This window comes from Streptomyces sp. NPDC026672 (assembly GCF_040638185.1).
Taxonomy (GTDB): Bacteria; Actinomycetota; Actinomycetes; order Streptomycetales; family Streptomycetaceae; genus Streptomyces.
Genome location: NZ_JBEZXS010000031.1, coordinates 36084 through 60981 on the forward strand (window position 1 = coordinate 36084; position 24898 = coordinate 60981).

Genomic DNA, 24898 nt, shown 5'->3' on the forward strand with positions numbered 1-24898 from the left:
TAGCCGCGGGCCCGGAGTCCGGGCGCGACACCCGCGCACGCCCTGTGGTGCGCGCGGCGGTGGAAATGACAGGCTGGAGGTATGAACATCCCCTTCCTGGGCGGCCGGCGCAAGCGGAACGACGAAGCGGTGTTCAGCGCCGACCCGGCGGGCGTGGCCGCGCTGCTGTCCGAGTGCGAGCTGCTGCGCTCCCAGGCGTCCCGGGCGGGCGTCCCGCTCGACGACTCCGTGGACTCGCTGGCGGCGCTCGACCAACTGGTGCCGCGCTGGCGCGACGACGAGGAGATCCTGCCCTGGCTGGGCAACGACGCGGGGCTGTACCTGGGCACGGTGATCGTCCGCACCGTACCGGGCGCGTCCTGGCACATCCAGCCCCGTGAACAGCCGGTCGTACGGCTGGCGTCGGGACGGGAGTTCGACGTCGTCGCGGCCGGTCACGAGTGGGCGGCGTACGGCGTCCCCGAGCTGTCACAGCTCTATGCGGAGGTCGCGGAGGCGTAAAACACCAGCAACGCCCTTAAATACGGCTAATGCCCGAAAAGTGCGTGTCGTGTATTAACTCCAGTCTTATCTGGATAGTTTGCGTCGACCACGGCACAGCTGAAAGCGGGTAGGGCTGCGTATGGCCGTCGATCCTCTGATCGAACTGCGGGACGTCAACAAGTACTACGGGCAGCTGCACGTCCTCAGGGACGTCAACCTCACCGTCGGCAAGGGGGAGGTGGTCGTGGTCATCGGCCCCTCGGGGTCGGGGAAGTCCACGCTGTGCCGCACGATCAACCGTCTGGAGACCATCGAGTCCGGGAGCATCCGGCTCGACGGCAGACCCCTGCCCGAGGAGGGCCGGGCCCTCGCCCGGCTCCGCGCCGAGGTCGGCATGGTCTTCCAGTCCTTCAACCTCTTCGCCCACCGGACCGTCCTCCAGAACGTCACGCTCGCCCAGGTCAAGGTCCGCAGACGCACCAAGGGCGACGCCGACCGGCGGGCCCGCACGCTCCTCGACCGCGTCGGCCTCCTCGCGCACGCCGACAAGTACCCGGCCCAGCTCTCCGGCGGCCAGCAGCAGCGCGTGGCCATCGCCCGCGCCCTCGCCATGGACCCCAGGGCCCTCCTGTTCGACGAGCCGACCTCGGCCCTCGACCCGGAGATGATCAACGAAGTCCTCGACGTCATGCGGCAGCTCGCGCGCGACGGCATGACGATGGTCGTCGTCACCCACGAGATGGGCTTCGCCCGCGCCTCCGCCAACCGCGTCGTGTTCATGGCCGACGGCCGCGTCGTCGAGGACCGCGCCCCCGAGGAGTTCTTCACCAGTCCCCGCAGCGAGCGCGCCAAGGACTTCCTCTCCAAGATCCTCAAGCACTGAGCCGGGGAAGGCGACCATGTTCCGCACCACCCGTGTGCCCCTCGCCCTGGCCGCGCTCGCCCTCGCGGCGACGGCCTGCGGCAAGGAGGGCAGCCCGCCCGGCAAGGGCCCCGAGCCCGGCAGCCTGCCCCACTACCCGGTCGTCCGGGACTTCACCCTCCCGGACTCCCCGACCTGGACCCGCGCGAAACGGCGCGGCCACTTCGTCGTCGGCGCCAAGGAGGACCAGCCCTACCTCGGCGAACGGGACCCCGCCACCGGCGCCTACGCCGGCTTCGACATCGAGATCGCCAGGATGATGTCCGCCTCGCTCGGCCTGCCCCCGGAGACCATCCGCTTCCGGACCATCGCCACCGCCAACCGCGAGACCGCCCTCCAGAACGGCCAGATCGACTACTACGTCGGCACCTACACCATCAGCGCCAACCGCAAGAAGCTCGTCGGCTTCGCCGGCCCCTACTACCTGGCCGGCCAGTCGCTGCTGGTGCGCACCGACGAGCACGACATCCACGGACCGGACGACCTCGACGGCAGACGCGTCTGCTCGGCGGCCGGTTCGACGCCGTACCAGCGCATCGAGCGCAGCCGCCCCGAGGCGGTCCTCGTGGCCTACGACACCTACTCCGTCTGCGTCGACAACCTCCTCACCTACCAGGTCGACGCCGTCACCACCGACGACGCCATCCTCATCGGCTACGCCGCCAAGGCGCCGGGCGAACTCCAGGTCGTCGGCAGGCCGTTCTCCGAGGAGCCCTACGGCATCGGCGTCCCGCGCTCCGACAACGCCCTGCGCCTCGCCCTCGACGACGCCCTCGCGGCCCGCGAGAAGGACGGCGACTGGAAGGAGGCGTACGACGCGACACTCGGCCTGTCCGGCGTCCCCGCCCCCAGGCCCCCCGCCATCGACCGCTATCCGGCGAGTGGACCGGGGACGGCATGAACGTACTGACGGACAACTTCCGCGTCTACGCCCAGGGTTTCCTCGGCACCGTCCAACTCACCGTCTGGGCCTCCCTGCTGGCGCTCGCCCTCGGCTTCCTCATGGCGTCCTTCCGCGTCGCGCCCGTCGGCTCGCTGCGGATCTTCGGCACGGCCTGGGTCACCGTCCTGCGCAACACCCCGCTCACCCTGCTGTTCTTCGCGGTGCTGCTCGGACTGCCCCGGTTCGGACTCGTCCTGCCCTTCCAGGTGTTCGCGGTGATCGCGCTCGGCTGCTACACCTCCGCGTTCATCTGCGAGGCGCTGCGCGCCGGCATCAACACCGTGCCCCGCGGCCAGGGCGAGGCCGCCCGCAGCCTCGGCATGACCTTCGGGCAGTCGCTCGGCCTGGTGGTGCTGCCGCAGGCGTTCCGCGCGGTGATCCCGCCGATCGGCTCGACCCTCATCGCCCTCGCCAAGAACTCCGCCATCGCGGGCGCCTTCAGCGTCACCGAACTGCTCGGCACGTACCGCACGCTCGGCGAACTCGGCTACAACGTCGTCTGGACGTTCGTCTGGATCGCCGCCGGCTACCTGATCGTCACCCTCGCCATCAGCGCCCTGTTCAACGTGCTGGAGAGGAAGTGGGGTGTCGCCCGATGACCGAAGCCTCCGCGCTCTACGACGTCCCCGGTCCGCGCACCCGCGCACGGCACCGCCGCTACGGCGTGCTGTCCACGGCCGTCCTGCTCGGCCTGCTCGCCTGGGTGCTGTACCTCCTGTTCGACACCGGGCAGTTCACCTCCACCAAGTGGACGCCCTTCGTGTACGAGGGCATCCAGGAACTGCTGCTGCGCGGCCTCGGCAACACCCTCAAGGCGTTCGCCGCGGCGGCCGTGCTCTCCCTCGCGCTCGGCGGACTGCTCGCCACCGGACGGCTCTCCGAACACCGGGCGGTGCGTCTGCTCGCCACGGTCGTCGTGGAGTTCTTCCGCGCCATGCCCGTCCTGGTGATGATCTTCTTCATCTTCGTGGCGCTCCAGGTGCGGGCGCTGCCCGCCCTCGTCGCCGGACTGACCCTCTACAACGGGTCCGTGCTTGCCGAGGTGTTCCGCTCGGGGGTGGGCGCGGTTGAACGCGGCCAGCGGGAGGCCGCGTTCGCGCTCGGACTGCGCAAGACACAGGTGATGACGTACGTCCTGGTGCCGCAGGCCGTACGGGCCATGCTGCCCGCCATCATCAGCCAGCTGGTGGTGGCCCTGAAGGACACCTCGCTCGGTTATCTCATCACCTACGAGGAGTTCCTGCACGCGGGCAAGCTCATCGCGTCGAACCTCGACTACGATTTGCCGTTCATCCCCGTGGTGATGGTGATCTCACCGATCTACATCGGGATGTGCATGCTGCTCTCCTGGTTCGCCGGCTGGGTGTCCCGGAGGGAGCAGCGCAGTCCCAGGACCGAGGCCGTGAGAGCCGCCGCGGACGCACCGGGGACGCTGCTGCCGGGTGGGGGTCCCCCCACGGCCCCGAAACCCTAGGAGGCGGGGGCGGCGGCTACAGGGCCAGGCCCGGCCGGCGGCAGCCGGAGATCACTGCCCACGCGGCGGAGGGACCCGAAGGACGGGTCGTCCGCCGGCGGGGAGAAGGTCAGCTGCGCGCCGGGCGGGCGACGCTCGACGCACCGCCGCTCACGACGCCCGGTGCGAGGTGCGGGGCGCCTCCGCCACCGGCAGCGGGGCCTGCGCGGCCCGGGTCACGTCCGCAACGAGTTCGACGACGTCCGGGCCGTACGCCTGCGAGTTGACCACCTTCAGCAGCAGCACGAAGGAGCCGTCGCCGTGCTTGCGGGCCAGCCGCTCGTGATGGCGGGCGAGATACCGGGTCGCGGCCTGGTTGGTGATCGCGCGCTGGCCGCAGAAGAGGAACACCGGACGCGTCCCGTGCCGGTCGCCCGTCGTGAGCCTCGCCAGCAGCACGTGCTCGGTGACACCCGGGTCCATGCGGTAGCGGTCGGCGCCGATCTGGAACGCGCCCCGCTCCGGGCCCGGTTCGGCGTCGACGTTGACGCGCACCCCCGGCAGCATCGCCGACATGTGCGCCAGCATGCGCCGGTTGGAGGCCGGGCCGCCCACGCAGAACTCGGTGCGCTCACCGAAGCCCTGCTGCACACCGTCCTGGGTGACCATCTGGAGATTCGCGCCGCAGTCCTTGATCAGCGCGGCCAGTTCGAGCAGCGCGAACACGTCGAAGCGGTGCACGGCGGGCTCGGAGGTGGACGGGTCGCGATTGACGACGAGCAGCGACTCCGAGTTCTCCGGCAGCCCGAAGAACGCCTGCTTGCGGCGGAGCCTGCGCCGCCACAGAGAGGTGCGGGCGAGCCAGCCGAGGCCCGCGCTGATGCCGGCCGCCACCACGCCCAGCACGATGTTGCGCACGTCGTCAGTCATGGGCGCGCATGCTAGCGGTCCTCCGTGCCGGGAACGTACCCGTGTTCGACGTGTGACGCTGGTACGACATCGGCCCGAGGGGGTCTGTCGAGGCGGCGGCCGATCTGGTTACGCTGCGCGGACGGTCCCGGACTGGAGGTACGCATGCGTCGCCCTGTCGCGCGGAAACTGACGGTTCTGGCGGTCTCGGCCGCCGTGGTGTCGGTGGGGGCGGCGGCACCGCCCGGCCCGGCCCACGGCACCCCGCCCAAGGTCCCGGTGGCCGTCGGCCACGGCGGCGCCGTGGCCAGCGTCGACGCGGACGCCACGGCCGCCGGCATCGAGGTCCTGAAGAAGGGCGGCAACGCGGTCGACGCCGCCGTCGCCACGGCCGCCGCGCTCGGCGTCACCGAGCCCTACTCGGCCGGCATCGGCGGAGGCGGCTACTTCGTCTACTACGACGCCCGCTCCCGCACGGTGCACACCATCGACGGCCGGGAGACCGCCCCGCTGACCGCCGACTCCGGCCTGTTCCTGGAGAACGGCAAGCCGCTCGCCTTCGCCGACGCCGTCAGCAGCGGACTGAGCGTCGGCACCCCGGGCACCCCCGCGACCTGGCAGACGGCGCTGGACAAGTGGGGGCGCAAGAAGCTCGGCAGCGTGCTGGAGCCCGCGGAGCGCATCGCCCGCACCGGCTTCACCGTCGACGACACCTTCCGCTCGCAGACCGCGTCCAACGAGACCCGGTTCCGCTACTTCCCCGACACCGCGAAGCTGTTCCTGCCCGGGGGCGCGCTCCCCGTCGTCGGCTCCACCTTCAAGAACCCCGAACTCGCCCGCACCTACGAGGAACTGGGCCGCAAGGGGATAGGCACGATCTACCGGGGCGACCTCGGCAGGGACATCGTCGACACCGTGAACAAGCCGCCGGTGGACCCCGCCTCGGGCTGGAACGCCCGGCCCGGCCGGCTGTCCCCGAAGGACCTCGCCGCCTACCGCGCCAAGATCCAGGCGCCCACCGACACCTCGTACCGCGGTCTCAAGGTCTACTCCATCGCCCCGTCCTCCTCGGGCGGCACCACGGTCGGCGAGGCCCTCAACATCCTGGAGGGGACCGACCTGTCCAAGGCGTCCCGGACGCAGTACCTGCACCGCTACATCGAGGCCAGCCGGATCGCGTTCGCCGACCGCGGGCGCTGGGTGGGCGACCCCGCCTTCGAGGACGTCCCCACGCGGGAGCTGCTGTCGCAGCGGTTCGCCGACTCGCGGGCCTGCCTGATCAAGGACGACGCGGTCCTCAAGAGCCCGCTCGCCCCGGGCGACCCGCGGCATCCGGCGGCCTGCGGGGCCGGGGGGACGGCGGCGCCGACGACGTACGAGGGCGAGAACACCACCCACCTCACGGTCGCCGACAAGTGGGGCAACGTCGTGTCGTACACGCTCACCATCGAGCAGACCGGCGGCAGCGCGATCACCGTGCCCGGACGGGGCTTCCTGCTCAACAACGAGCTGACCGACTTCTCCTTCGCGCCGGCCAACCCGGCCGTCCACGACCCGAACCTGCCCGGCCCCGGCAAGCGGCCCCGGTCGTCGATCTCGCCGACCATCGTGCTCGACCGGCACGACCGGCCGGTGGTGGCGCTCGGCTCGCCCGGCGGCGCGACGATCATCACGACCGTGCTCCAGACCCTCACCGGGTTCCTCGACCGCGGGCTGCCGCTGGTCGACGCGATCGCCGCGCCGCGCGCCAGCCAGCGCAACGCGGCCACCACCGAGCTCGAACCCGCGCTCTACGACAGCGACGAGCGGGCCCGGCTGGAGGCCATCGGCCACTCCTTCACCCGCAACCCCGAGATCGGCGCGGCGACGGGCGTGCAGCGCCTGCCCGACGGCAGGTGGCTCGCGGCGGCCGAGAAGGTCCGCCGGGGCGGCGGCTCCGCGATGGTGGTCGCCCCGACGAGGTGACGACGAGGTGATCAGGGCCGAGGGCCGCCGTCCTCCCCGGCGGCCCCGTCCCCGGCGTCGTCCCGCGGCGTCGCGGCTGCCCCGGGTGTCCCGGGCTCGCCGGTCTCCCGAGCGGGCGGTGCGGTGCTGAAGGTGAGCCCCGTGTCGTCCGTGTCCACCGTGACGTGGGTGCCCTCGCCGATGCGGCCGTCCAGGAGAAGGCGGGAGAGGTGGTTGTCCACCTCGCGCTGGATGGTGCGGCGCAGCGGCCGGGCGCCGTACTCGGGCTGGTGGCCGCGCTCGGCGAGCCGGCCCACCGCCGCGTCCGTGAAGTCGACCGCGATGCCCTGCGCGTGCAGCAGCCGCCGGGTGCGTTCCAGGAGCAGGTCCGTGATCTGCCGCAGCTGCTCGGCCGTGAGCTGCCGGAAGACCACGATCTCGTCGATGCGGTTGAGGAACTCCGGCCGGAAGTGCTCCCGCAGCGGCCGCAGGATCTGCTCCCGCCGCGCCTCCTCGTCCGCCTCCGCCCCGCCCGGCCCGAACCCGATCCCCGCACCGCGCCGGGTGATCGCCTCCGAGCCGAGGTTGCTCGTCATCACGATCACCGTGTTGGTGAAGTCCACGGTGCGGCCCTGCCCGTCCGTGAGCCGCCCGTCGTCCAGCACCTGGAGCAGGATGTTGAAGACGTCCGGATGGGCCTTCTCCACCTCGTCCAGCAGGAGCAGCGAGTACGGGTGCCGCCGCACCACCTCGGTGAGCTGACCGGCCTCCTCGTGCCCGACGTACCCGGGCGGGGCGCCCACCAGCCGTGACACCGTGTGCCGCTCCTGGTACTCGCTCATGTCGAGCCGCACCATCCGGTCCTCGCTGCCGAACAGCGCCTCCGCCAGCGCCCGCGCCAGCTCCGTCTTGCCGACGCCCGTCGGCCCGAGGAACAGGAAGCTGCCGATCGGCCGGTCGGGACTGGCGAGCCCGGCCCGTGAGCGCAGCACCGCCTCGGCCACCGCCGCGACCGCCTCCTCCTGTCCGACCACCCGCCGGTGCAGGTGCTCCTCCAGGCCGAGCAGGCGTTCCTTCTCCTCCTGGGTGAGCCGGCTGACCGGGATGTGGGTGAGCCGCGACACCACCTCGGCGATCGCCTCGGCCGTCACCTCCAGGTGCTGCCCCTCGTCGACCGGCTCCCCGCCGGTGCTCTCCGCGATCCGCCCCTTCAGCTCGGCGATCCGGTCCCGCAGCCGTGTCGCCTGCTCGTACTGCTCGTCGGCGGCCGCCTGGTCCTTGTCCCGGGTGAGCTGCTCGGCCTCGCGTTCCATGGCCCGTACGTCCGTGCCCTTCGTCCGGGCGCCGAGCCGCACCCGCGCGCCCGCCTGGTCGATCAGGTCGATCGCCTTGTCGGGCAGCCGCCGGTCGGTGAGGTAGCGGTCGGACAGCTCCACGGCCGCGACCAGCGCCTCGTCGGTGTAGCGGACCTGGTGGTGCGCCTCGTAGCGGTCCCGCAGGCCGCGCAGGATCTCGATGGCGTCCGGGACCGTCGGCTCGGGCACCAGGATCGGCTGGAAGCGGCGGGCCAGCGCCGCGTCCTTCTCGATCCGCCGGAACTCCTCCAGCGTGGTCGCGCCCACGATGTGCAGCTCGCCGCGGGCCAGGGCCGGCTTGAGGATGTTGCCGGCGTCCATCGCGCCGCCCTCGCCGCCCGTGCCCGCGCCGACGACCGTGTGCAGCTCGTCGATGAAGATGATCAGCTGGTCGGAGTGCGCGCGGATCTCCGTGACGATGTTGTTCAGCCGCTCCTCGAAGTCGCCGCGGAAGCGGGTGCCCGCCACGACCGCCGTCAGGTCGAGCGCGACGACCCGCCGCCCGGTCAGCACGTCGGGCACGTCCCCGTCGACGATCCGCTGGGCCAGCCCCTCAACGATCGCGGTCTTGCCGACCCCGGCGTCCCCGATCAGCACGGGATTGTTCTTGCCGCGCCGGGAGAGCACCTCGATGGTCTGCTCGATCTCCTCGTCCCGCCCGATCACCGGGTCGACCCGGCCCTCCGCGGCCAGCTCGGTCAGATCGCGACCGTACTTGTCGAGCGTGGGCGTCGACGTCGGCCGCTGCCGCTCGGTGCCCGGCCGGGGGCGCTCGGTCTCGGCCGCCTCGGGAGGCAGCCCGCCGGCCGTGAACCGGGCCGCGTTCAGGATGTGGCCGGCCGCCGAGTCGGGGTTGGCCGCGAGGGCGCTGAGCACGTGCTCGGGGCCGATGTACCCGGCGCCGCCGGCCCGGGCCATGTCGTGCGCGTCCAGCAGGGCGCGCTTGACCGCCGGGGTCAGCGAGAGCGAGGTCGGCGGGGGCGCCTCGCCGGCCGGGTGCTGGACCGGGCCCGAGCGCTCGTCGATCTGCGTCGCCAGGGTGTCCGGGTCGGCGCCGGCCCGGCTGAGCAGGCTGCGGGTGGGCTCCGTGGCGAGCGCCGCGCGCAGCAGGTGCTCGGTGTCCAGGTCCAGGCTGCCGTGCTCGGCGGCGTACTGGGCGGCGCCCCGTACGAGTTCCCTGGCCGGTTGGCTCAGCAGGCGGCCGATGTCGATGTGACGGGGGGCGGAGGCGTCGCTCCGGGAGCCGCCGCCGAAGAACCGTGACAGGAAATCACCGAAGGGGTCGGGAGGGTAGCCGTCGGTCATGACGTTCCGTTCCTTTGGTGCCGGTTCATAACACCTTGGCACGGTTACGGGTGACTGGCACGTCGCCGGACGGCCGCTCGCGCCGGACCGGACTCCCGCTCGCGTCGCCGGGCACCCGGCCGCCGAAAACTCCCCGTAGCAGCGCCGTAACACAACTGGTGTTGGCTACGGAGCGGAGTGCTCCGGTCGGGCGGGAGTTGGGTGATGGAAGCGGATCGACTCCCGGCTCGGGTGCGGGAGTTCGCGAACTACCTGGACGGCCTGCTGGCCCGCCTCGACCAGGGAGGCGGCTGGTGCGGGGTGTTCTGGCAGCGTGACCCCGACGGCATGCGTGCCTGTCTCGACGGGCGTGAACTGCCACCCTGGGACGTGGTGGAGGCGCTCCTCCAGGACCTCGCCGTCGCGTACGGACCGGACACCGCCGTCGCGGAGAAGGAGCGCGCCCGGCTCCTGCACACGGCCGCGCTCACCGCGTACGACGCCCGCCCCGGAGCCCGCGACGCCCTCGGCGACCGGCTCGACGTGATGCTGCGCGAGCAGCGGTACGCGGCCGAGCGCCAGGCCGCGCTGGGGCGCTCGCTCGCCTCGGCGGCGACGGCCGACGCCGCCCGCGCGCTGCGCCTCGACCTCGCCTGGGCCCGCGACGACCATGACCGCGCCACCGCCCGCTGCGCCGAACTCCGCGCCCGCATGGCCGAGTTGGACCGCAGTGCGGAGAACGCGGCGGCGGGCGGACCGGACCGCGACGACGGCCACGGGACGCCCGTACGGCTTGCCCCGGACGCGCGGTCCGCCCCCGCGGACGCCCCTGCCGGACAGCGCAGGCGCCGCCGGGGCAGTGCCCGCTTCGCCGGGATGGCCGAGGACGACACCGCCCCGGCCGTCGTGCCGCAGGCGCCCGCGCCGGACGGGCCGGCGGCCGGACAGGGGCGCCGCACACCGCGCGGCGCCCGCTTCGCCGGGGCCGCCACCGAGCCGGCCGCGGCCGAAGCGGCCGATCCGTCCGGGACGGCCCGGCGGACGGCACCGCGGGCCGGCCCGGGAACCGCGCCCACGGCCGCTCTCGCCGCCGCGGGCGCGGAGGCGGACGCGGAGGCGCGGCGTGCGGTCGAGCGGGCCGTCGGGACGCTCGTACGGCTGCGCGGCGAGGGCCGCAGCGGGGAGGCGCACGCCCTGCTCGCCGAGATCGCCCACTGGCCCGCCGTACGGCTGCCGCTGCTCGCCGCCGCACTGCACCGCACCGGGCACGGCGCCGACTGGGCCACCCTGCTGTGGGAGGCCGTCTCGCTGCCCGCCGAGCGGCTGGTGGCCGCCGCCGACGCGCTGGCCGCGGCCGGGCGGGCCGCCGACGGCGAGCAGCTGCTGCGGCAGGGCGTGGCCCGGCCCGCCGACGAGATCGGTACGGCCGTGCTCGCCCTCGGGGCCGAGGGGCGCGAGCGCGAGGTGCGGGCGCTGCTCGACGCGTACGTACGGGTGCGCACCCCGCAGGAGGCCGCCCGCAGCGCCGCCGCCGGCCCCCGTGACCTGGTGCCCCTGCTCCTGGAGGCCGCGCGGGGCGTCTCCGACGAGCGGCACTGGGATCTGCTGCACGCCCTGCGTGTCGCCGGGTTCACCGCCTGAACGGCCCCGCGCTCACCCACTGGAGTGTGAAACATGATCGACTCAGCGGGTTAACGACGATGGTCTTGGCAAGGGCCTCCGGGAGGCTTACGTTCGTGCCTCTACCGCCCGTGTCTACGGGCGTAGAGGCTCTGACGTCCCGCCGAAGGAGCAGCTCATGGCCAACGTCGTACGCGCCGCTCTGGTCCAGGCCACCTGGACCGGCGACACCGAGTCCATGGTCGCGAAGCATGAGGAGCACGCCCGCGAGGCAGCCCGCCGGGGCGCGCGGATCATCGGCTTCCAGGAAGTCTTCAACGCCCCCTACTTCTGCCAGGTCCAGGAGCCGGAGCACTACCGGTGGGCCGAGCCGGTGCCGGACGGGCCGACGGTGCGTCGGATGCGCGAACTGGCCCGCGAGACCGGCATGGTGATCGTCGTCCCGGTCTTCGAGATCGAGCAGTCCGGCTTCTACTACAACACCGCGGTCGTCATCGACGCCGACGGCACCGTCCTCGGCAAGTACCGCAAGCACCACATCCCGCAGGTCAAGGGCTTCTGGGAGAAGTACTACTTCAAGCCCGGCAACGCCGGCTGGCCCGTCTTCGACACCGCCGTCGGCAAGATCGGCGTCTACATCTGCTACGACCGCCACTTCCCCGAGGGCTGGCGCCAACTCGGCCTGGGCGGGGCCCAGCTGGTCTACAACCCGTCGGCCACCTCGCGCGGCCTCTCGGCCCACCTGTGGCAGCTGGAGCAGCCCGCGGCGGCCGTCGCCAACGAGTACTTCGTCGCCGCCATCAACCGGGTCGGACAGGAGGAGTACGGCGACAACGACTTCTACGGAACGAGCTACTTCGTCGACCCGCGTGGGCAGTTCGTGGGGGAGGTGGCGAGCGACAAGAGCGAGGAACTCGTCGTCCGTGACCTCGACTTCGACCTGATCGACGAGGTGCGGCAGCAGTGGGCCTTCTACCGCGACCGCCGCCCCGACGCCTACGAAGGGCTGGTCCAGCCATGAACGACCTCTACTCCCGCCACCGCGGCGTCCTGCCCGACTGGCTCGCCCTCTACTACGAGGACCCCCTGGAGATCACCCACGGCGAGGGCCGCCACGTCTGGGACTCCCGCGGCAACCGCTACCTCGACTTCTTCGGCGGCATCCTCACCACGATGACCGCGCACGCCCTGCCCGAGGTGACCAAGGCGGTCGCCGAGCAGGCCGGCCGGATCATCCACTCCTCCACGCTCTACCTCAACCGGCCGATGGTCGAACTCGCCGAGCGCATCGCCGAGTTGAGCGGCATCCCGGACGCCCGTGTGTTCTTCACGACCTCCGGCACCGAGGCCAACGACACCGCCCTGCTGCTCGCCACCGCCTACCGGCGCAGCAACACCGTCCTCGCCATGCGCAACAGCTACCACGGCCGCTCCTTCAGCTCCGTCGGCATCACCGGCAACCGCGGCTGGTCCCCGACCTCCCTGTCCCCGCTCCAGGCCCTCTACGTCCACGGCGGCGTCCGCACCCGCGGCCCCTTCGCCCACCTCACGGACGAGGAGTTCATCGTGGCCTGCGTCGCCGACCTGCGCGACCTCCTAGGCCACACCCGCGCCCCCGCCGCCCTGATCGCCGAACCCGTCCAGGGCGTCGGCGGCTTCACCTCGCCGCCCGACGGCCTGTACGCCGCCTTCCGGCAGGTCCTCCAGGAGCACGGCATCCTGTGGATCGCCGACGAGGTGCAGACCGGCTGGGGCCGCACCGGGGACCACTTCTGGGGCTGGCAGGCGCACGCGCAGAGCGGGCCGCCGGACCTCCTCACCTTCGCCAAGGGCATCGGCAACGGCATGTCCGTCGGAGGTGTGGTCGCCCGCGCCGACATCATGAACTGCCTGGACAGCAACAGCATTTCGACGTTCGGCGGCACCCAGGTCACCATGGCCGCGGGCCTCGCCAACCTGACGTACCTGCTGGAGCACGACCTCCAGGGCAACGCCCGGCGGGTCGGCGGGCTGCTCATCGAGCGGCTGCGGGCCGCGGCCGAGTCGCTGCCCGGCGTACGGGAGGTGCGCGGACGCGGACTGATGATCGGCGTCGAGCTGGTGAAGCCCGGCACCGACCAGGCCGACCCGCAGGCCGCGTCGGCCGTCCTGGAGGCGGCCCGCGAGGGCGGGCTGCTCATCGGCAAGGGCGGCGGGCACGACACCAGCGCGCTGCGCATCGCCCCACCGCTGTCACTCACCGTCGCGGAGGCCGAGGAGGGCGCCGCGATCCTGGAGAACGCCCTGCGCGTCACCGGATGACGGCGGCCTGAGGGCCCCGCCCCGCGCCGGCCGGGTTCCCCCGGCCCCCCCCCCGGGCGGCCGCCACCCGGGCCCCCCCCCCGCCCCCCACCCGCTGGCGGCCCCGCGCCGGCCCCCCCCCCGCGCCGGCGGGCCCCCCGGCCCCCCGCGGCGCCGCGACGACCGCCCGTCGCCCGGCAGCGCCTCCCGCGACCGCACCTGCACGACCGCGACCGCACCCGCACGACCGCGACAGCGCCTCGCACGACCGCCCTTCCACGACAGGAGAGGGAGCATGACCCGTACCGTCATCCGCGGTGGACTCGTCATCACCGCGTCCGACGAGATCCACGCCGACGTCCTGATCGAGGACGGCCGCATCGCCGCCCTCGCCGCCTCCGGGACCCCCGCCGCCGAGGCGTTCACCGCCGAGCGGATCGTCGACGCCACCGGGAAGTACGTCGTCCCGGGCGGTGTCGACGCCCACACCCACATGGAGATGCCGTTCGGAGGGACCACCGCAGCCGACACCTTCGAGACCGGCACCCGGGCCGCCGCCTGGGGCGGCACCACCACCATCGTGGACTTCGCCATCCAGACCGTCGGCTCCACCCTGCGCGAGGGCCTGGACGCCTGGCACGCCAAGGCCGAGGGCAACTGCGCCGTCGACTACGGCTTCCACATGATCGTCTCCGACGTGAACGAGGAGACGCTGAAGGAGATGGACCTGCTCGTGGAGGAGGGCGTCACCTCCTTCAAGCAGTTCATGGCCTACCCGGGCGTCTTCTACAGCGACGACGGCCAGATCCTGCGGGCCATGCAGCGTGCCGCCGACAACGGCGGGCTGATCATGATGCACGCCGAGAACGGCATCGCCATCGACGTCCTGGTCGAACAGGCCCTCGCCCGCGGCGAGACCGACCCCCGGTACCACGGCGAGGTCCGCAAGGCCCTGCTGGAGGCCGAGGCCACCCACCGGGCGATCCGGCTCTCCCAGGTCGCCGGGGCGCCCCTGTACGTCGTGCACGTCTCCGCGACCGAGGCGGTCGCCGAACTCGCCCGCGCCCGCGACGAGGGCCTGCCCGTCTTCGGCGAGACCTGCCCGCAGTACCTGTTCCTGTCGACGGACAACCTCGCCGAACCGGACTTCGAGGGCGCCAAGTACGTGTGCAGCACGCCCCTCCGGCCGAGGGAGCACCAGGCCGCGCTCTGGCGGGGCCTGCGCACCAACGACCTCCAGGTGGTCTCCACCGACCACTGCCCGTTCTGCTTCACGGGCCAGAAGGAGCTGGGCCGGGGCGACTTCTCCAAGATCCCCAACGGGCTGCCCGGCGTGGAGAACCGCATGGACCTGCTCCACCAGGCCGTGGTCGACGGGCACCTCACCCGCCGCCGCTGGATCGAGATCGCCTGCGCCACCCCGGCCCGGATGTTCGGCCTCTACCCGAAGAAGGGCACCATCGCCCCCGGCGCCGACGCGGACGTCGTCATCTACGACCCCCACGCCGAGCAGGTCCTGTCCGCCGCCACCCACCACATGAACGTCGACTACTCGGCGTACGAGGGCAGACGCGTCACCGGCCGGGTCGAGACGGTCCTCTCGCGCGGCGAACCCGTCATCACCGAGCGGGAGTACACCGGGCGCGCCGGACACGGCGTCTACACCCCGCGCTCGACCTGTCAGTACCTGAACTAGGAGTGGCGCCCATGGACTTCGGACTCGTCCTGCAGACCGACCCGCCGGCCTCCCGGGTGATCAGCCTGATGCAGCGGGCCGAACGCAACGGCTTCCGGTACGGCTGGACCTTCGACTCCGCCGTGCTCTGGCAGGAGCCGTTCGTCATCCACAGCCAGATCCTCGCGCGGACCGAGCACCTGACGGTCGGCCCGATGGTCACCAACCCGGGCACCCGCACCTGGGAGGTGACCGCCTCCACCTTCGCCACGCTCAACGACATGTTCGGCAACCGCACGGTCTGCGGCATCGGACGCGGCGACTCGGCGATGCGCGTCGCCGGCCGCAGGCCCAACACCCTGGCCAGGATCAGCGAGGCCATGAAGGTCATCCGGGCCCTGGCCCGCGGCGACGAGGCCGACCTCGGCGGCACGGTCATCAGGTTCCCCTGGGTGCGGCCCGGCGCCGAACTGCCCGTGTGGATGGCCGCGTACGGCCCCAAGGCGCTGCGGATGGCCGGCGAGGAGGCCGACGGATTCATCCTCCAGCTCGCCGACCTCTATCTCACCGAGTACATGGTCAAGGCCGTCAAGGACGCCGCGGCCGAGGCGGGGCGCGACCCCGCCGACGTCAAGGTCTGCGTGGCGGCCCCCGCCTACGTCACCGAGGACGACTCGCCCGAGGCGCTCGCCCACGCCCGTGACCAGTGCCGCTGGTTCGGCGGGATGGTCGGCAACCACGTTGCCGACCTGGTCGCCCGCTACGGCGAGCACTCCGCCGCCGTCCCCGACGAACTCACCGCCTACATCAAGGCCCGTGAGGGCTACGACTACTCCCACCACGGACGCAGCGGCAACCCCGACACCCGGTTCGTGCCGGACGAGATCGTGGACCGCTTCTGCGTCATCGGCCCCGTGGAACGGCACATCGAGAAGCTGACCGCGCTGCGGGCGCTGGGCGTCGACCAGTTCGCGGTCTACGACATGCACGACGCCCAGGAGGCGGTCATCGACACGTACGGCGACCAGGTGATCCCCGCCCTCGGCTGACCGGCGCCGCCCGCACGGCACATCCCGTCCCGTCCCCGTCGATTGGCCCGCTCATGACGGACACCGCTCCCTCCTCGATACCGCCGACCTCCCAAGTCACCCTCGCCGACGGCCGCGTGGCCATCGCCCCCGGCGCGGCCGCGCCCGACGGCCCGTACGCCAACCAGGACCTGCTGCCCGTCCCCGTCGAGAAGCGCACCTGGACCACGTACAACTTCTCCGCGCTGTGGGTCGGCATGGCGCACAACACCGCCTCCTGGACGCTGGCCTCCGGGCTGATCGCGGTGGGCATGGACTGGAAACAGGCCGTGTTCACCATCGCCCTCGCCAATCTGATCGTCCTCGTCCCGATGCTGCTCACCGGCCACGCGGGGCCGAAGTACGGCATCCCCTTCCCGGTGTTCGCCCGCGCCAGCTTCGGCGTGCGCGGTGCCAACCTCCCCGCCGTGGTGCGGGCGCTGGTGGCCTGCGGCTGGTTCGGCATCCAGACCTGGATCGGCGGCGAGGCCATCTACTTCCTCGCCGGCAAGCTCATCGGCGACGGCTGGGCGAACGCGGCGGAGTTCGGCGGCCACGCCTGGACCATGTGGCTGTCGTTCGCGATCTTCTGGGTCGTCCAACTCGCCATCATCCACCGGGGCATGGAGACCATCCGCCGCTTCGAGAACTGGGCGGCGCCCTTCGTGCTCGTCGGCGCCTTCGTGATGCTGTGGTGGATGAGCGACCGCGCGGGCGGCGTCGGCCCGCTCTTCGACCAGCCCTCCAAGCTCGGCTGGGACGGCGACTTCTGGAAGCTGTTCTGGCCCTCCCTGATGGGCATGATCGGCTTCTGGTCCACGCTGTCCCTGAACATCCCCGACTTCACGCGCTACGGCAGGAGCCAGAGGGCACAGACCGTCGGACAGGCCCTCGGACTGCCCACGACGATGACGCTGTTCGCGTTCCTGTCCGTGCTGGTCACCTCCGGCTCGCAGGCCGTGTACGGCGAACCCGTCTGGGACCCGGTCCAGTTGGCAGCGAAGACCGACAACGTGGTGGGACTGCTCTACGCGTTGGTGACCGTGCTCGTCGCGACCCTGTCCGTGAACATCGCGGCCAACCTGGTCTCGCCCGCGTTCGACTTCTCCAACGTCGCGCCCCGCAAGGTCAGTTTCCGCACCGGCGCGCTCGTCACCGCCGTCCTCGCGGTGCTGATCTTCCCGTGGAAGCTGTACTCCGACCCGCAGGGCTACATCTTCACCTGGCTCGGCCTCGTCGGCGGACTGCTCGGCACGGTCGCCGGCATCCTCATCGCCGACTACTGGCTGCTGCGCCGCACCCGCCTCGACCTCGCCGACCTCTACCGCGAGGGCGGACGGTACTGGTACGACGGCGGCTGGAACTGGCGGGCCGTCGTCGCGTTCCTGGCGGGCGGCGTCCTGGCGATCGGCGGGGCGAGCTTCCGGCCGATCTTCGACGGCACACCCGTACCGGCGCTGTCCCCGCTCGCCGACTACGGCTGGGCGGTGGGGCTCGGCACCTCGCTGGTGCTGTACCTGGTCCTCATGCTGCTCACCGGGAAGCGGCCCCGGACCGTCTAGCCGACCGGACCCGGCCCGGAGGGCGGGGTCCCGTCGGAGGGGGGCGGTGGGGTCAGCCGGCCCTGCCGCCCTCCAGCACCGCCACCGCGTTCTTCGCCGCCTTGATGGCGCCCTTGTTGATCTCGTCCGTGCCCGGCGCCTTCTTGGTCTCGAAGTCGCTGCCGTTGTACGTGATCACCACCAGCGCGTTGGACGCCTGCACGATCACCACGCCCTCCCGCGTCTGCTGCTTGTCCTCCGTGGTCAGGTTCACCACCGAGTAGCCGGCGTCGCCGACACCCGGCACGTTCCCGCCGCCGCTCTTCTCCTTGACGCGCTCCTGGTACTCCTTGCGGGCCACGTCGTCGGACTGCGTGATCTCGTACGAGACGTCGAGCCAGCGGTAGTCGAAGCCCTTCAGGGCGTTCCAGGAACAGGTGCGGCGCAGCTTGCTGTTGGTCGACGGGATCTCCTTGCCCGTCGTTTTGGCGCCGGGCACCAGGGACTTGACCGTCGCGTCGCCCACGCTCGCGCACGGCGAGGGAGCCGCGTCGTACGTCTTCGACACGGCCGTGGTCGAGGGGGCCGACGCCGACTGCTCGGGCTGCTTCCGGTCCGGCTGGTGCGCGTCGGCGGGAGCCGCGGCGAACGGTCCCGAGGTGAGCGCCCAGCCGGCCACGGCCAGCACGGCGACCGGCGACAGGCGCGCGGTGAGGGTGAGCGGCAGGGGAAGGGAGGTCACGGCGCACTTCTCGTGGGGGAGGGTGTGCGGAGGTGGTCCGCACCGCGGACGGAACGACAGTGTCACACGACTGCCTGTGGGGCGGAAGGGCCAACTCGCTCCGTACCCGCGCCGTGACGGGTCCGGCGCGCGCACGTCCCGCGCATCACGGGACGAACCATGTGCATCCGGCCCGCGGAGGGCGCCGTCCCTGTTCCGGGACCGGTTGAACGCCGCCGGTCGTCGCGCCGTACCAGTCACTACGGGTGTGCTCCGCGCTGCCCGGAAACGCGGCGCGGACGGTGTCGGGGGAAGGGACGGGACGATGTCGGCGGAGACGATCTCGGAGAGGCCGGTCCCCGAAGGGCCGGTCCCGGCGGGCGCCGTCGCGGCGGAGCCGGGAGGGGCGCACGGGGCCGGGCAGGTGCGGGGTCTGGACGGGCTGCGCGGACTGGCGGCCCTGTACGTGGTCCTGTTCCACTGCTGGCTGCTGACCTTCCCGGGATTCCCCCGCAACTCCGGTCCGGCCTGGCTCGGCTGGCTGATGTACGGACGCCTCGCCGTCGTCTTCTTCCTCGTGCTGTCGGGCTTCTCGCTGGCCCTGTCCGCGGCCCGCCACGGCTGGCGGCTCGGCGGCACGGCCCGCTTCCTGCGCCGGCGCGCGTGGCGCATCCTGCCCCCGTACTGGGCCGCCCTCGTGCTGAGCCTGCTCGTCGCCCGGCTCGTGGTGCCCGCCTCGCACCACGGTCCGCCCACGGGTGCCTCCGTCCTCGTGTACGGCCTGGTCCTCCAGGACCTGTTCCTGGCGCCCACACCCAACGGGGCGTTCTGGTCGATCGGGGTGGAGGCCGAGCTGTACCTCCTCTTCCCGCTCCTGCTGCTGGTGCGGCGGCGCCTCGGGGCGGTGGTCCTGGCCGGGGGCACGACCCTGCTGGTGGCCGCCGGCGCGCTGGTGCTGGCGCACGGGACACCGGCGGAGGGCGACAACTGGCTGGCGCCGAACCTCGCGCCCGTCTTCGTGGCGGGGCTCGTCGGCGCCGGGATCGTCGCCGCGCCGGACCGGATCCGCCGGCTGCCCTGGCCGTGGCTCGCCGCTCTGTCCGCGCTGCCCCCGCTGGCCCTCGTCCTGGCCAAGGGCCCCGTCTGGACGGTGGGCCACTACTTCTGGATCGACCTCGCCGTGGCCCCGGCGATGACGCTGCTCCTGGTCGCCGTCGCCACGGGCCGTCCCGCCCTGCTGGTACGGCTGCTGTCCACGCGCGCGGTGAGCGCACTGGGCGCCTCCTCGTACAGCCTCTACCTGATCCACCTGCCGATCGTCATGGTCGTCATCCGCCGGATCGCCCCCCACCACGTCGCACCGGGCCTGCCCACCTTCACCCTCACCCTCCTCCTGGCCGTCCCCACCTCCCTCCTCGCGGCCCACGCCTTCGCCCGCGTCTTCGAACTCCCCTTCAAACACCACCGCTCCTGGTCGGCCCTCCGCGCGGCGCTCCCCACCCGGCGTCCCGGCCCCGCCCGCGAAGAGGCGTGACGAAGCCGGCGCGACGCGACGTGTGCGACGTCCTCCCGCCGGCGGGGCGGCCTTCCCGCCCGGGGGACGGGAGTGGTCCGCGGTCCGGCGGGGGAGGGAGGGGGACAGGGGTGGCTCCGTTCACCCCCGGTCCCTCCAGGACCCGGTTCCAGCGTCGGCCCGTTCGGTCGGGCGCGCAGGCAGCGAGGTGAGAGGTCGTCGTGTTCAGTACCCGCCCCACTCTTCAGGGCACCTTCGGCATGGTGTCGTCCACCCATTGGCTCGCCTCGCAGTCGGCCATGGCCGTGCTGGAGAGCGGCGGCAACGCCTATGACGCCGCCGTCGCGGGCGCGTTCGTGCTGCACGTCGTCGAGCCGCACCTCAACGGGCCCGCCGGCGAGGTGCCGATCATCCTCGCCCCCGCGGGCGGCGAGGTCCGGGTGCTGTGCGGGCAGGGCGTCGCGCCGGCCGGAGCGACCGTCGCCCACTACCGCGGACTCGGCCTGGAACTCGTCCCCGGCACCGGACCCCTCGCCGCCGCCGTCCCCGGCGCCTTCGACGCCTGGATGCTCCTGCTGCGCGACCACGGCACCAAGTCCCTGGACGACGTCCTCGCCCACGCCATCGGATACGCCGAACACGGACACGCGCCCGTGGAGAACGTCGGCGGCACCGTCGAGAGCGTCCGGGAACTCTTCGAGACCGAATGGACCTCCTCGGCTGAGCTCTACCTGCCCGGCGGCGAGGCCCCCCGCCCCGGCCGACTGCTGCGCAACCCCGCCCTCGCCGCCACCTGGAAGCGGCTGCTCGCCGAGACCGCGGGCGCGGGCGACCGCGAGGCCCGTATCGACGCCGCCCGCGAGGTCTGGCGCTCCGGCTTCATCGCCGAGGCACTGGTACGGCAGTCCGGGCGGCCCACCCTGGACACCAGCGGCGAACACCACACCGGCACGCTGAGCGCCGACGACCTCGCCGGCTGGTCCGCCACGTACGAGAGCCCGGTGACGTACGACTGGAACGGCTGGACCGTGTGCAAGGCGGGACCGTGGAGCCAGGGCCCCGCCTTCCTCCAGCAACTCGCCCTGCTCCCGCCGGAGTTGCCCGCCCCCGGCACCGCCGACCACATCCATCTGCTCGTCGAGGGCTGCAAGCTCGCCATGGCCGACCGGGAGGCGTGGTACGGCGACGCGGCCGACGTACCCCTCGCCGACCTGCTCTCCGACGAGTACAACGCCGTCCGCCGCGCCCTCGTCGGCGACCGGGCGGCCCTCGACCTGCGGCCCGGCAGCCCCGGCGGCCGCACCCCGCGGCTGCCCGCCCACGCGCGCCTGGCGACGGCCGGCGAGCGGGGCTTCGACCCCCTCGGCGCGGGCGAACCCACGGTCGCGACGTTCCCCGGAGAGCAGGTGGTCGCAGCCGACGGCTCCACGCGCGGGGACACCTGTCACCTCGACGTCGTCGACCGGTGGGGCAACATGATCGCGGCCACGCCCAGCGGGGGCTGGCTCCAGTCCAACCCCGTCGTGCCCGAACTCGGCTTCCCGCTCGGCACCCGGCTCCAGATGACCTGGCTGGAGGAGGGCCTGCCCAACTCCCTCACCCCCGGCCGCCGCCCCCGCACCACGCTCACCCCGTCCCTCGCGCTGCGCGACGGGGTGCCGGTCCTGGCCTTCGGGACACCGGGCGGCGACCAGCAGGACCAGTGGCAGCTGCACTTCTTCCTCGCCGTCGCCCAGCGCGCCCCCGTGCGCGGCGGACTCGACCTCCAGGGCGCCGTCGACGCCCCGAACTGGCACAACGACAGCTTCCCCAGCTCCTTCTACCCGCGCGGCCGGCGCCCCGGCAGCGTGACCGTGGAGGCACGCACCGACCCCGCCGTCGTCGAGGAGCTGCGCCGGCGCGGCCACGACGTCACCGTCGGCGACGCCTGGTCCGAGGGGCGGCTGTGCGCGGTGGCCCGGGACCCGCGCACCGGCATCCTGTCGGCGGCGGCCAACCCGCGCGGGATGCAGGGCTACGCCGTGGGCCGCTGAGCCCCGCCACCGGCTGTTCGTCCTGATTCCATCCCCGGTGCACCGGACCGGCGGGGATTGTCAGCGCCGCGTGCTCTCATGGAGGCATGATCGCAGACACGGAAACCATCGACGAGTTTCTCGCGCACCGCTCGGCCGACGTCGAGGAAGCGGTCCGTACGGCCGCGGCGACCGAGATCCTGCCCCGCTTCCGCCGGCTCGCCGACCACGAGGTCGACCAGAAGAGCGGGCCGCACGACCTGGTGACCGACGCCGACCGCCTCGCCGAGCGGTATCTCACCAAGGTGCTGGGCGGGCTGCTGCCCGGCTCGGTCGTGGTCGGCGAGGAGGCGGTCCACGCCGACCCGGCGACCTACGACGCGCTGCGCGGCGACGCGCCCGTGTGGATAGTCGACCCGGTCGACGGCACACGGCAGTTCGTGCACGGCGACTCCGGTTTCTGCACGCTGGTCGCGCTCGCCCACCGGGGCGTGGTCCTCGCCTCCTGGACCTACGCGGCGGCCCGCGAGCAGTTCGCCACGGCCGTCCGGGGCAGGGGCGCGTACCTGGACGGCGTCCGGCTGTTCGCGGGGGCGCCGGAACCCGGGAAGGACCTGCGCGTCGCCGCCTCGCACCCGGACTACACGACGGACGCGCAGAAGCGGGTCCTGTTCCGGCTGTGGACCGACGGCGTCGCCCCGCGCTCGTGCGGATCGGCCGGGCTGGAGTACCTCGCCGTCGCCCGCGGCGAGTTGGACGCGACCGCCTTCTCCTGGGAGGCAGCCTGGGACCACGCCGCGGGGCTGCTCCTGGTCGAGGAGGCGGGCGGCACGCACGTCACGCTCACCGGTGAGCCGTTCCGCGTCGCGGGCGACAACACCCTGCCGTTCACGGCGGCCCGCGACACCGCGACGGCCGAGCGGATACGCCGCCTGCTCTCGGGCGAGGACATCTGAGGCCGCCGGGAGCCGCCGGAAGTCGCCGAGCGCCGCCGAGCGCTCCGAGGGCTGCGGCCGCCGCCGGACGACCGGCCCCGGCCGCAGCGGCGGGCGAGGGTTCCGCTTACGCCCGGTGCGGGCAGCTCGGCCGGGGCGGGATCGTCGGGGCGCCGATTCCGCTTGGGAACGGGGCGTGGCCGCGGGGTTCCCCGGTGTCACCGGGGCGGCCGGGCTGTCGGTGGGGCGGCATATGCTGATCTCAGTGGCCGTCGGTTGACGAAGGGGTCCGAAGGTGCCGTCGATGCTCGATGCGGTCGTGGTGGGAGCGGGACCGAACGGGCTGACGGCTGCCGTGGAGCTGGCCCGCCGCGGTTTCTCCGTCGCCCTCTTCGAGGCCCGTGACACCGTCGGCGGCGGCGCCCGCACCGAGGAGCTGACCCTCCCCGGCTTCCGCCACGACCCCTGCTCCGCCGCCCACCCCCTCGGCATCAACTCACCCGCCTTCCGCGCGATGCCCCTGGAGCGCTACGGCCTGGAATGGGCGCAGCCGCCCCTGCCCATGGCCCACCCCTTCCCCGACGGCACCGCCGCTGTGCTGGCCCGCTCCGTCGCCGAGACCGCCGCCTCCTTCGGACCGCGCGACGCGGGGACGTACCGCCGACTGGTCGAACCGTTCCTCACCAAGTGGGACACCCTGGCCCACGACTTCATGTCCCTGCCGCTGACCAGGCTCCCGCGCGACCCGGTCACCCTCGCCCGCTTCGGCCTCGTCGGACTGCCCCCCTCCACCCTGCTGACCCGCCGCTTCCACGACGAACGCGCCCGCACCCTGTTCGCCGGGCTCGTCGCCCACGTCATGGCACCCCTGGGCGGCTTCGCCACCGGCGCCGTCGGCCTCGTCTTCGCCCTGGCCGCGCACGCCCGCGGCTGGCCCGTCGCCCGCGGCGGCTCCCAGTCGATCTCCGACGCCCTCGCCGCGTACCTCCTCGACCTCGGCGGCGCCGTCCACACCGACTACGAGGTCAAGCGGCTCGACGACCTGCCGCCCGCGCGGGCCTACGTCTTCGACACCTCGCCCACCGCCCTCGCCCGCATCGCGGGCTTCGGCAGCCACTACGCGAACTACCGCTACGGCCCCGGTGTCTACAAGATCGACTACGCCCTCGACGGCCCGGTGCCCTGGACCGCCCCCGAGGCGCGCGCCGCCGGCACGGTGCAGATCGGCGCCGACAGCGCCGAGATCGGCGCCGCGCTGCGCGCCGCCTCCCGCGAGGACCGCGCCCCCGAACCGCCGTTCCTCATCACCGTGCAGCCCAGCGTCGCCGACCCCACCCGCGCCCCCGAGGGCAAGCACGTCTTCTGGGCCTACGCCCATGTCCCCAACGGCTGGACCGGCGACCTCACCGACGCCATGGAACGCCAACTGGAGCGCTTCGCCCCGGGGTTCCGCGACCGGGTCCTCGCCCGCGCCACCGCGGGACCGCCCGAACTGGCCGCCCGCAACGCCAACTACGTCGGCGGCGACATCTCCTCCGGCGCGGTCTCCGGACTCCAGCTCCTGCTGCGCCCCAAGCCCTCCCTGTTCCCGTACCACACACCGCACCCCGCGGTGTTCATCTGCTCCTCGGCCACCCCGCCCGGCCCCGGTGTGCACGGCATGTCGGGACACAACGCGGCGAAGGCCGTGTGGAGGAGGCTGCGACAGGCATGACCACCCTCACGCTGGTACGGGGCGACATCACCCGGCAGAGCGCCGACGCCATCGTCAACGCCGCCAACTCCTCCCTCCTCGGCGGAGGCGGCGTCGACGGCGCGATCCACCGCCGCGGGGGCCCCGCCGTCCTCGACGCCTGCCGCAGGCTGCGGGCCTCGCACTACGGAAAGGGCCTGCCCACCGGCGAGGCCGTCGCCACCACCGCGGGCGACCTGGACGCCCGCTGGGTGATCCACACCGTCGGCCCGGTCTGGTCCGTCACCGAGGACCGCTCCGCGCTGCTCGCCTCCTGCTACCGCCGCTCGCTGGAGGTGGCCGACGGACTCGGCGCCCGCAGCGTCCTGTTCCCCGCCGTGTCCACCGGCGTCTACGGCTGGCCCATGGACGACGGCGCCCGCATCGCGGTGGAGACCGTCCGTGCGACGGACACGGCCGTGGAGACGGTCGGCTTCGTCCTCTTCGACGACCGGGCCTACGACGCGTTCGCCCGGCTGCTCGGCTGAGCACACCTCCGCCGCACCCCG

General features: G+C 73.0%; 20 protein-coding genes. 17 read left to right on the plus strand and 3 right to left on the minus strand.

What is annotated here, in order from left to right:
* The first annotated feature begins 81 nt into the window (after positions 1 to 81).
* The 5 genes from AB0F77_RS30160 (at position 82) to AB0F77_RS30180 (ending at position 3822) form a co-directional block, all read left to right on the plus strand.
* The gene (locus AB0F77_RS30160; RefSeq protein ID WP_361954847.1) at positions 82 to 501 is read left to right on the plus strand and encodes a DUF6278 family protein; all 420 of its coding nucleotides are present in this window, start codon (positions 82 to 84) and stop codon (positions 499 to 501) included.
* Positions 502 to 622: 121 nt separating this feature from the next.
* Positions 623 to 1366: an amino acid ABC transporter ATP-binding protein gene (locus AB0F77_RS30165; RefSeq protein WP_361954848.1), complete on the plus strand. Its 744-nt coding sequence runs from the start codon at positions 623 to 625 to the stop codon at positions 1364 to 1366.
* Between the two features lie 16 nt (positions 1367 to 1382).
* Positions 1383 to 2306, plus strand: coding sequence for a glutamate ABC transporter substrate-binding protein (locus tag AB0F77_RS30170; protein ID WP_361954849.1), 924 nt, complete (start codon positions 1383 to 1385; stop codon positions 2304 to 2306).
* Complete coding sequence (locus tag AB0F77_RS30175) at positions 2303 to 2947, plus strand: amino acid ABC transporter permease (protein WP_361954850.1); 645 nt, start codon at positions 2303 to 2305, stop codon at positions 2945 to 2947. The genes AB0F77_RS30170 and AB0F77_RS30175 overlap by 4 nt, the downstream gene beginning before the upstream one ends.
* On the plus strand, positions 2944 to 3822 hold the full coding sequence (locus AB0F77_RS30180) for an amino acid ABC transporter permease (protein WP_361954851.1): 879 nt from the start codon (positions 2944 to 2946) through the stop codon (positions 3820 to 3822). Before AB0F77_RS30175 ends, AB0F77_RS30180 begins: the two co-directional genes overlap by 4 nt.
* Positions 3823 to 3972: 150 nt before the next feature.
* On the opposite strand, the gene AB0F77_RS30185 is transcribed toward AB0F77_RS30180, so the two are convergent.
* On the minus strand, positions 3973 to 4731 hold the full coding sequence (locus tag AB0F77_RS30185; protein WP_361954852.1) for a hypothetical protein: 759 nt from the start codon (positions 4729 to 4731) through the stop codon (positions 3973 to 3975).
* 144 nt (positions 4732 to 4875) lie between these two features.
* Here AB0F77_RS30185 and ggt point away from each other — a divergent pair, with 144 nt between their 5' ends.
* Complete coding sequence (ggt, locus tag AB0F77_RS30190) at positions 4876 to 6675, plus strand: gamma-glutamyltransferase (protein WP_361954853.1); 1800 nt, start codon at positions 4876 to 4878, stop codon at positions 6673 to 6675.
* 11 nt (positions 6676 to 6686) lie between these two features.
* On the opposite strand, the gene AB0F77_RS30195 is transcribed toward ggt, so the two are convergent.
* Entirely contained in the window at positions 6687 to 9314 is a 2628-nt protein-coding gene (locus tag AB0F77_RS30195; protein ID WP_361954854.1) for an ATP-dependent Clp protease ATP-binding subunit, read from the minus strand.
* A 204-nt stretch (positions 9315 to 9518) separates the two neighbouring features.
* Between AB0F77_RS30195 and AB0F77_RS30200 the strand changes: the two genes are divergently transcribed.
* The 6 genes from AB0F77_RS30200 to AB0F77_RS30225 all read left to right on the plus strand — a co-directional run bounded on the left by AB0F77_RS30200 (position 9519) and on the right by AB0F77_RS30225 (position 17497).
* Entirely contained in the window at positions 9519 to 10934 is a 1416-nt protein-coding gene (locus tag AB0F77_RS30200; protein WP_361954855.1) for a hypothetical protein, read from the plus strand.
* A gap of 157 nt (positions 10935 to 11091) precedes the next feature.
* Positions 11092 to 11934 (plus strand): nitrilase-related carbon-nitrogen hydrolase, encoded by an 843-nt coding sequence (locus AB0F77_RS30205; RefSeq protein ID WP_361954856.1) that lies wholly within the window; start codon positions 11092 to 11094, stop codon positions 11932 to 11934.
* The gene (locus AB0F77_RS30210) at positions 11931 to 13214 is read left to right on the plus strand and encodes an aspartate aminotransferase family protein (protein WP_361954857.1); all 1284 of its coding nucleotides are present in this window, start codon (positions 11931 to 11933) and stop codon (positions 13212 to 13214) included. The genes AB0F77_RS30205 and AB0F77_RS30210 overlap by 4 nt, the downstream gene beginning before the upstream one ends.
* A gap of 274 nt (positions 13215 to 13488) precedes the next feature.
* Positions 13489 to 14889, plus strand: coding sequence for a dihydropyrimidinase (hydA, locus tag AB0F77_RS30215; RefSeq protein ID WP_361954858.1), 1401 nt, complete (start codon positions 13489 to 13491; stop codon positions 14887 to 14889).
* Between the two features lie 11 nt (positions 14890 to 14900).
* Positions 14901 to 15917 (plus strand): TIGR03842 family LLM class F420-dependent oxidoreductase, encoded by a 1017-nt coding sequence (locus AB0F77_RS30220; protein WP_361954859.1) that lies wholly within the window; start codon positions 14901 to 14903, stop codon positions 15915 to 15917.
* A gap of 53 nt (positions 15918 to 15970) precedes the next feature.
* Entirely contained in the window at positions 15971 to 17497 is a 1527-nt protein-coding gene (locus AB0F77_RS30225; RefSeq protein WP_361954860.1) for an NCS1 family nucleobase:cation symporter-1, read from the plus strand.
* Positions 17498 to 17549: 52 nt separating this feature from the next.
* Here the strand turns inward: AB0F77_RS30225 and AB0F77_RS30230 are convergent, their stop codons facing one another.
* Positions 17550 to 18218 carry a hypothetical protein gene (locus AB0F77_RS30230; RefSeq protein WP_361954861.1) on the minus strand — a complete coding sequence of 223 codons (669 nt, stop codon included), beginning with the start codon at positions 18216 to 18218 and terminating at the stop codon, positions 17550 to 17552.
* Positions 18219 to 18522: 304 nt separating this feature from the next.
* Here AB0F77_RS30230 and AB0F77_RS30235 point away from each other — a divergent pair, with 304 nt between their 5' ends.
* The 5 genes from AB0F77_RS30235 (at position 18523) to AB0F77_RS30255 (ending at position 24877) form a co-directional block, all read left to right on the plus strand.
* A complete protein-coding gene (locus AB0F77_RS30235; RefSeq protein WP_361954862.1) occupies positions 18523 to 19731 on the plus strand; it encodes an acyltransferase in 1209 nt (402 codons plus the stop codon).
* A 200-nt stretch (positions 19732 to 19931) separates the two neighbouring features.
* The gene (locus AB0F77_RS30240; RefSeq protein WP_361954863.1) at positions 19932 to 21743 is read left to right on the plus strand and encodes a gamma-glutamyltransferase; all 1812 of its coding nucleotides are present in this window, start codon (positions 19932 to 19934) and stop codon (positions 21741 to 21743) included.
* Positions 21744 to 21829: 86 nt separating this feature from the next.
* Positions 21830 to 22678 (plus strand): inositol monophosphatase family protein, encoded by an 849-nt coding sequence (locus AB0F77_RS30245; RefSeq protein ID WP_361954864.1) that lies wholly within the window; start codon positions 21830 to 21832, stop codon positions 22676 to 22678.
* Positions 22679 to 22961: 283 nt separating this feature from the next.
* Positions 22962 to 24371, plus strand: coding sequence for an NAD(P)/FAD-dependent oxidoreductase (locus AB0F77_RS30250; RefSeq protein ID WP_361954865.1), 1410 nt, complete (start codon positions 22962 to 22964; stop codon positions 24369 to 24371).
* The gene (locus AB0F77_RS30255; protein ID WP_361954866.1) at positions 24368 to 24877 is read left to right on the plus strand and encodes an O-acetyl-ADP-ribose deacetylase; all 510 of its coding nucleotides are present in this window, start codon (positions 24368 to 24370) and stop codon (positions 24875 to 24877) included. Before AB0F77_RS30250 ends, AB0F77_RS30255 begins: the two co-directional genes overlap by 4 nt.
* Positions 24878 to 24898: the final 21 nt, after the last annotated feature.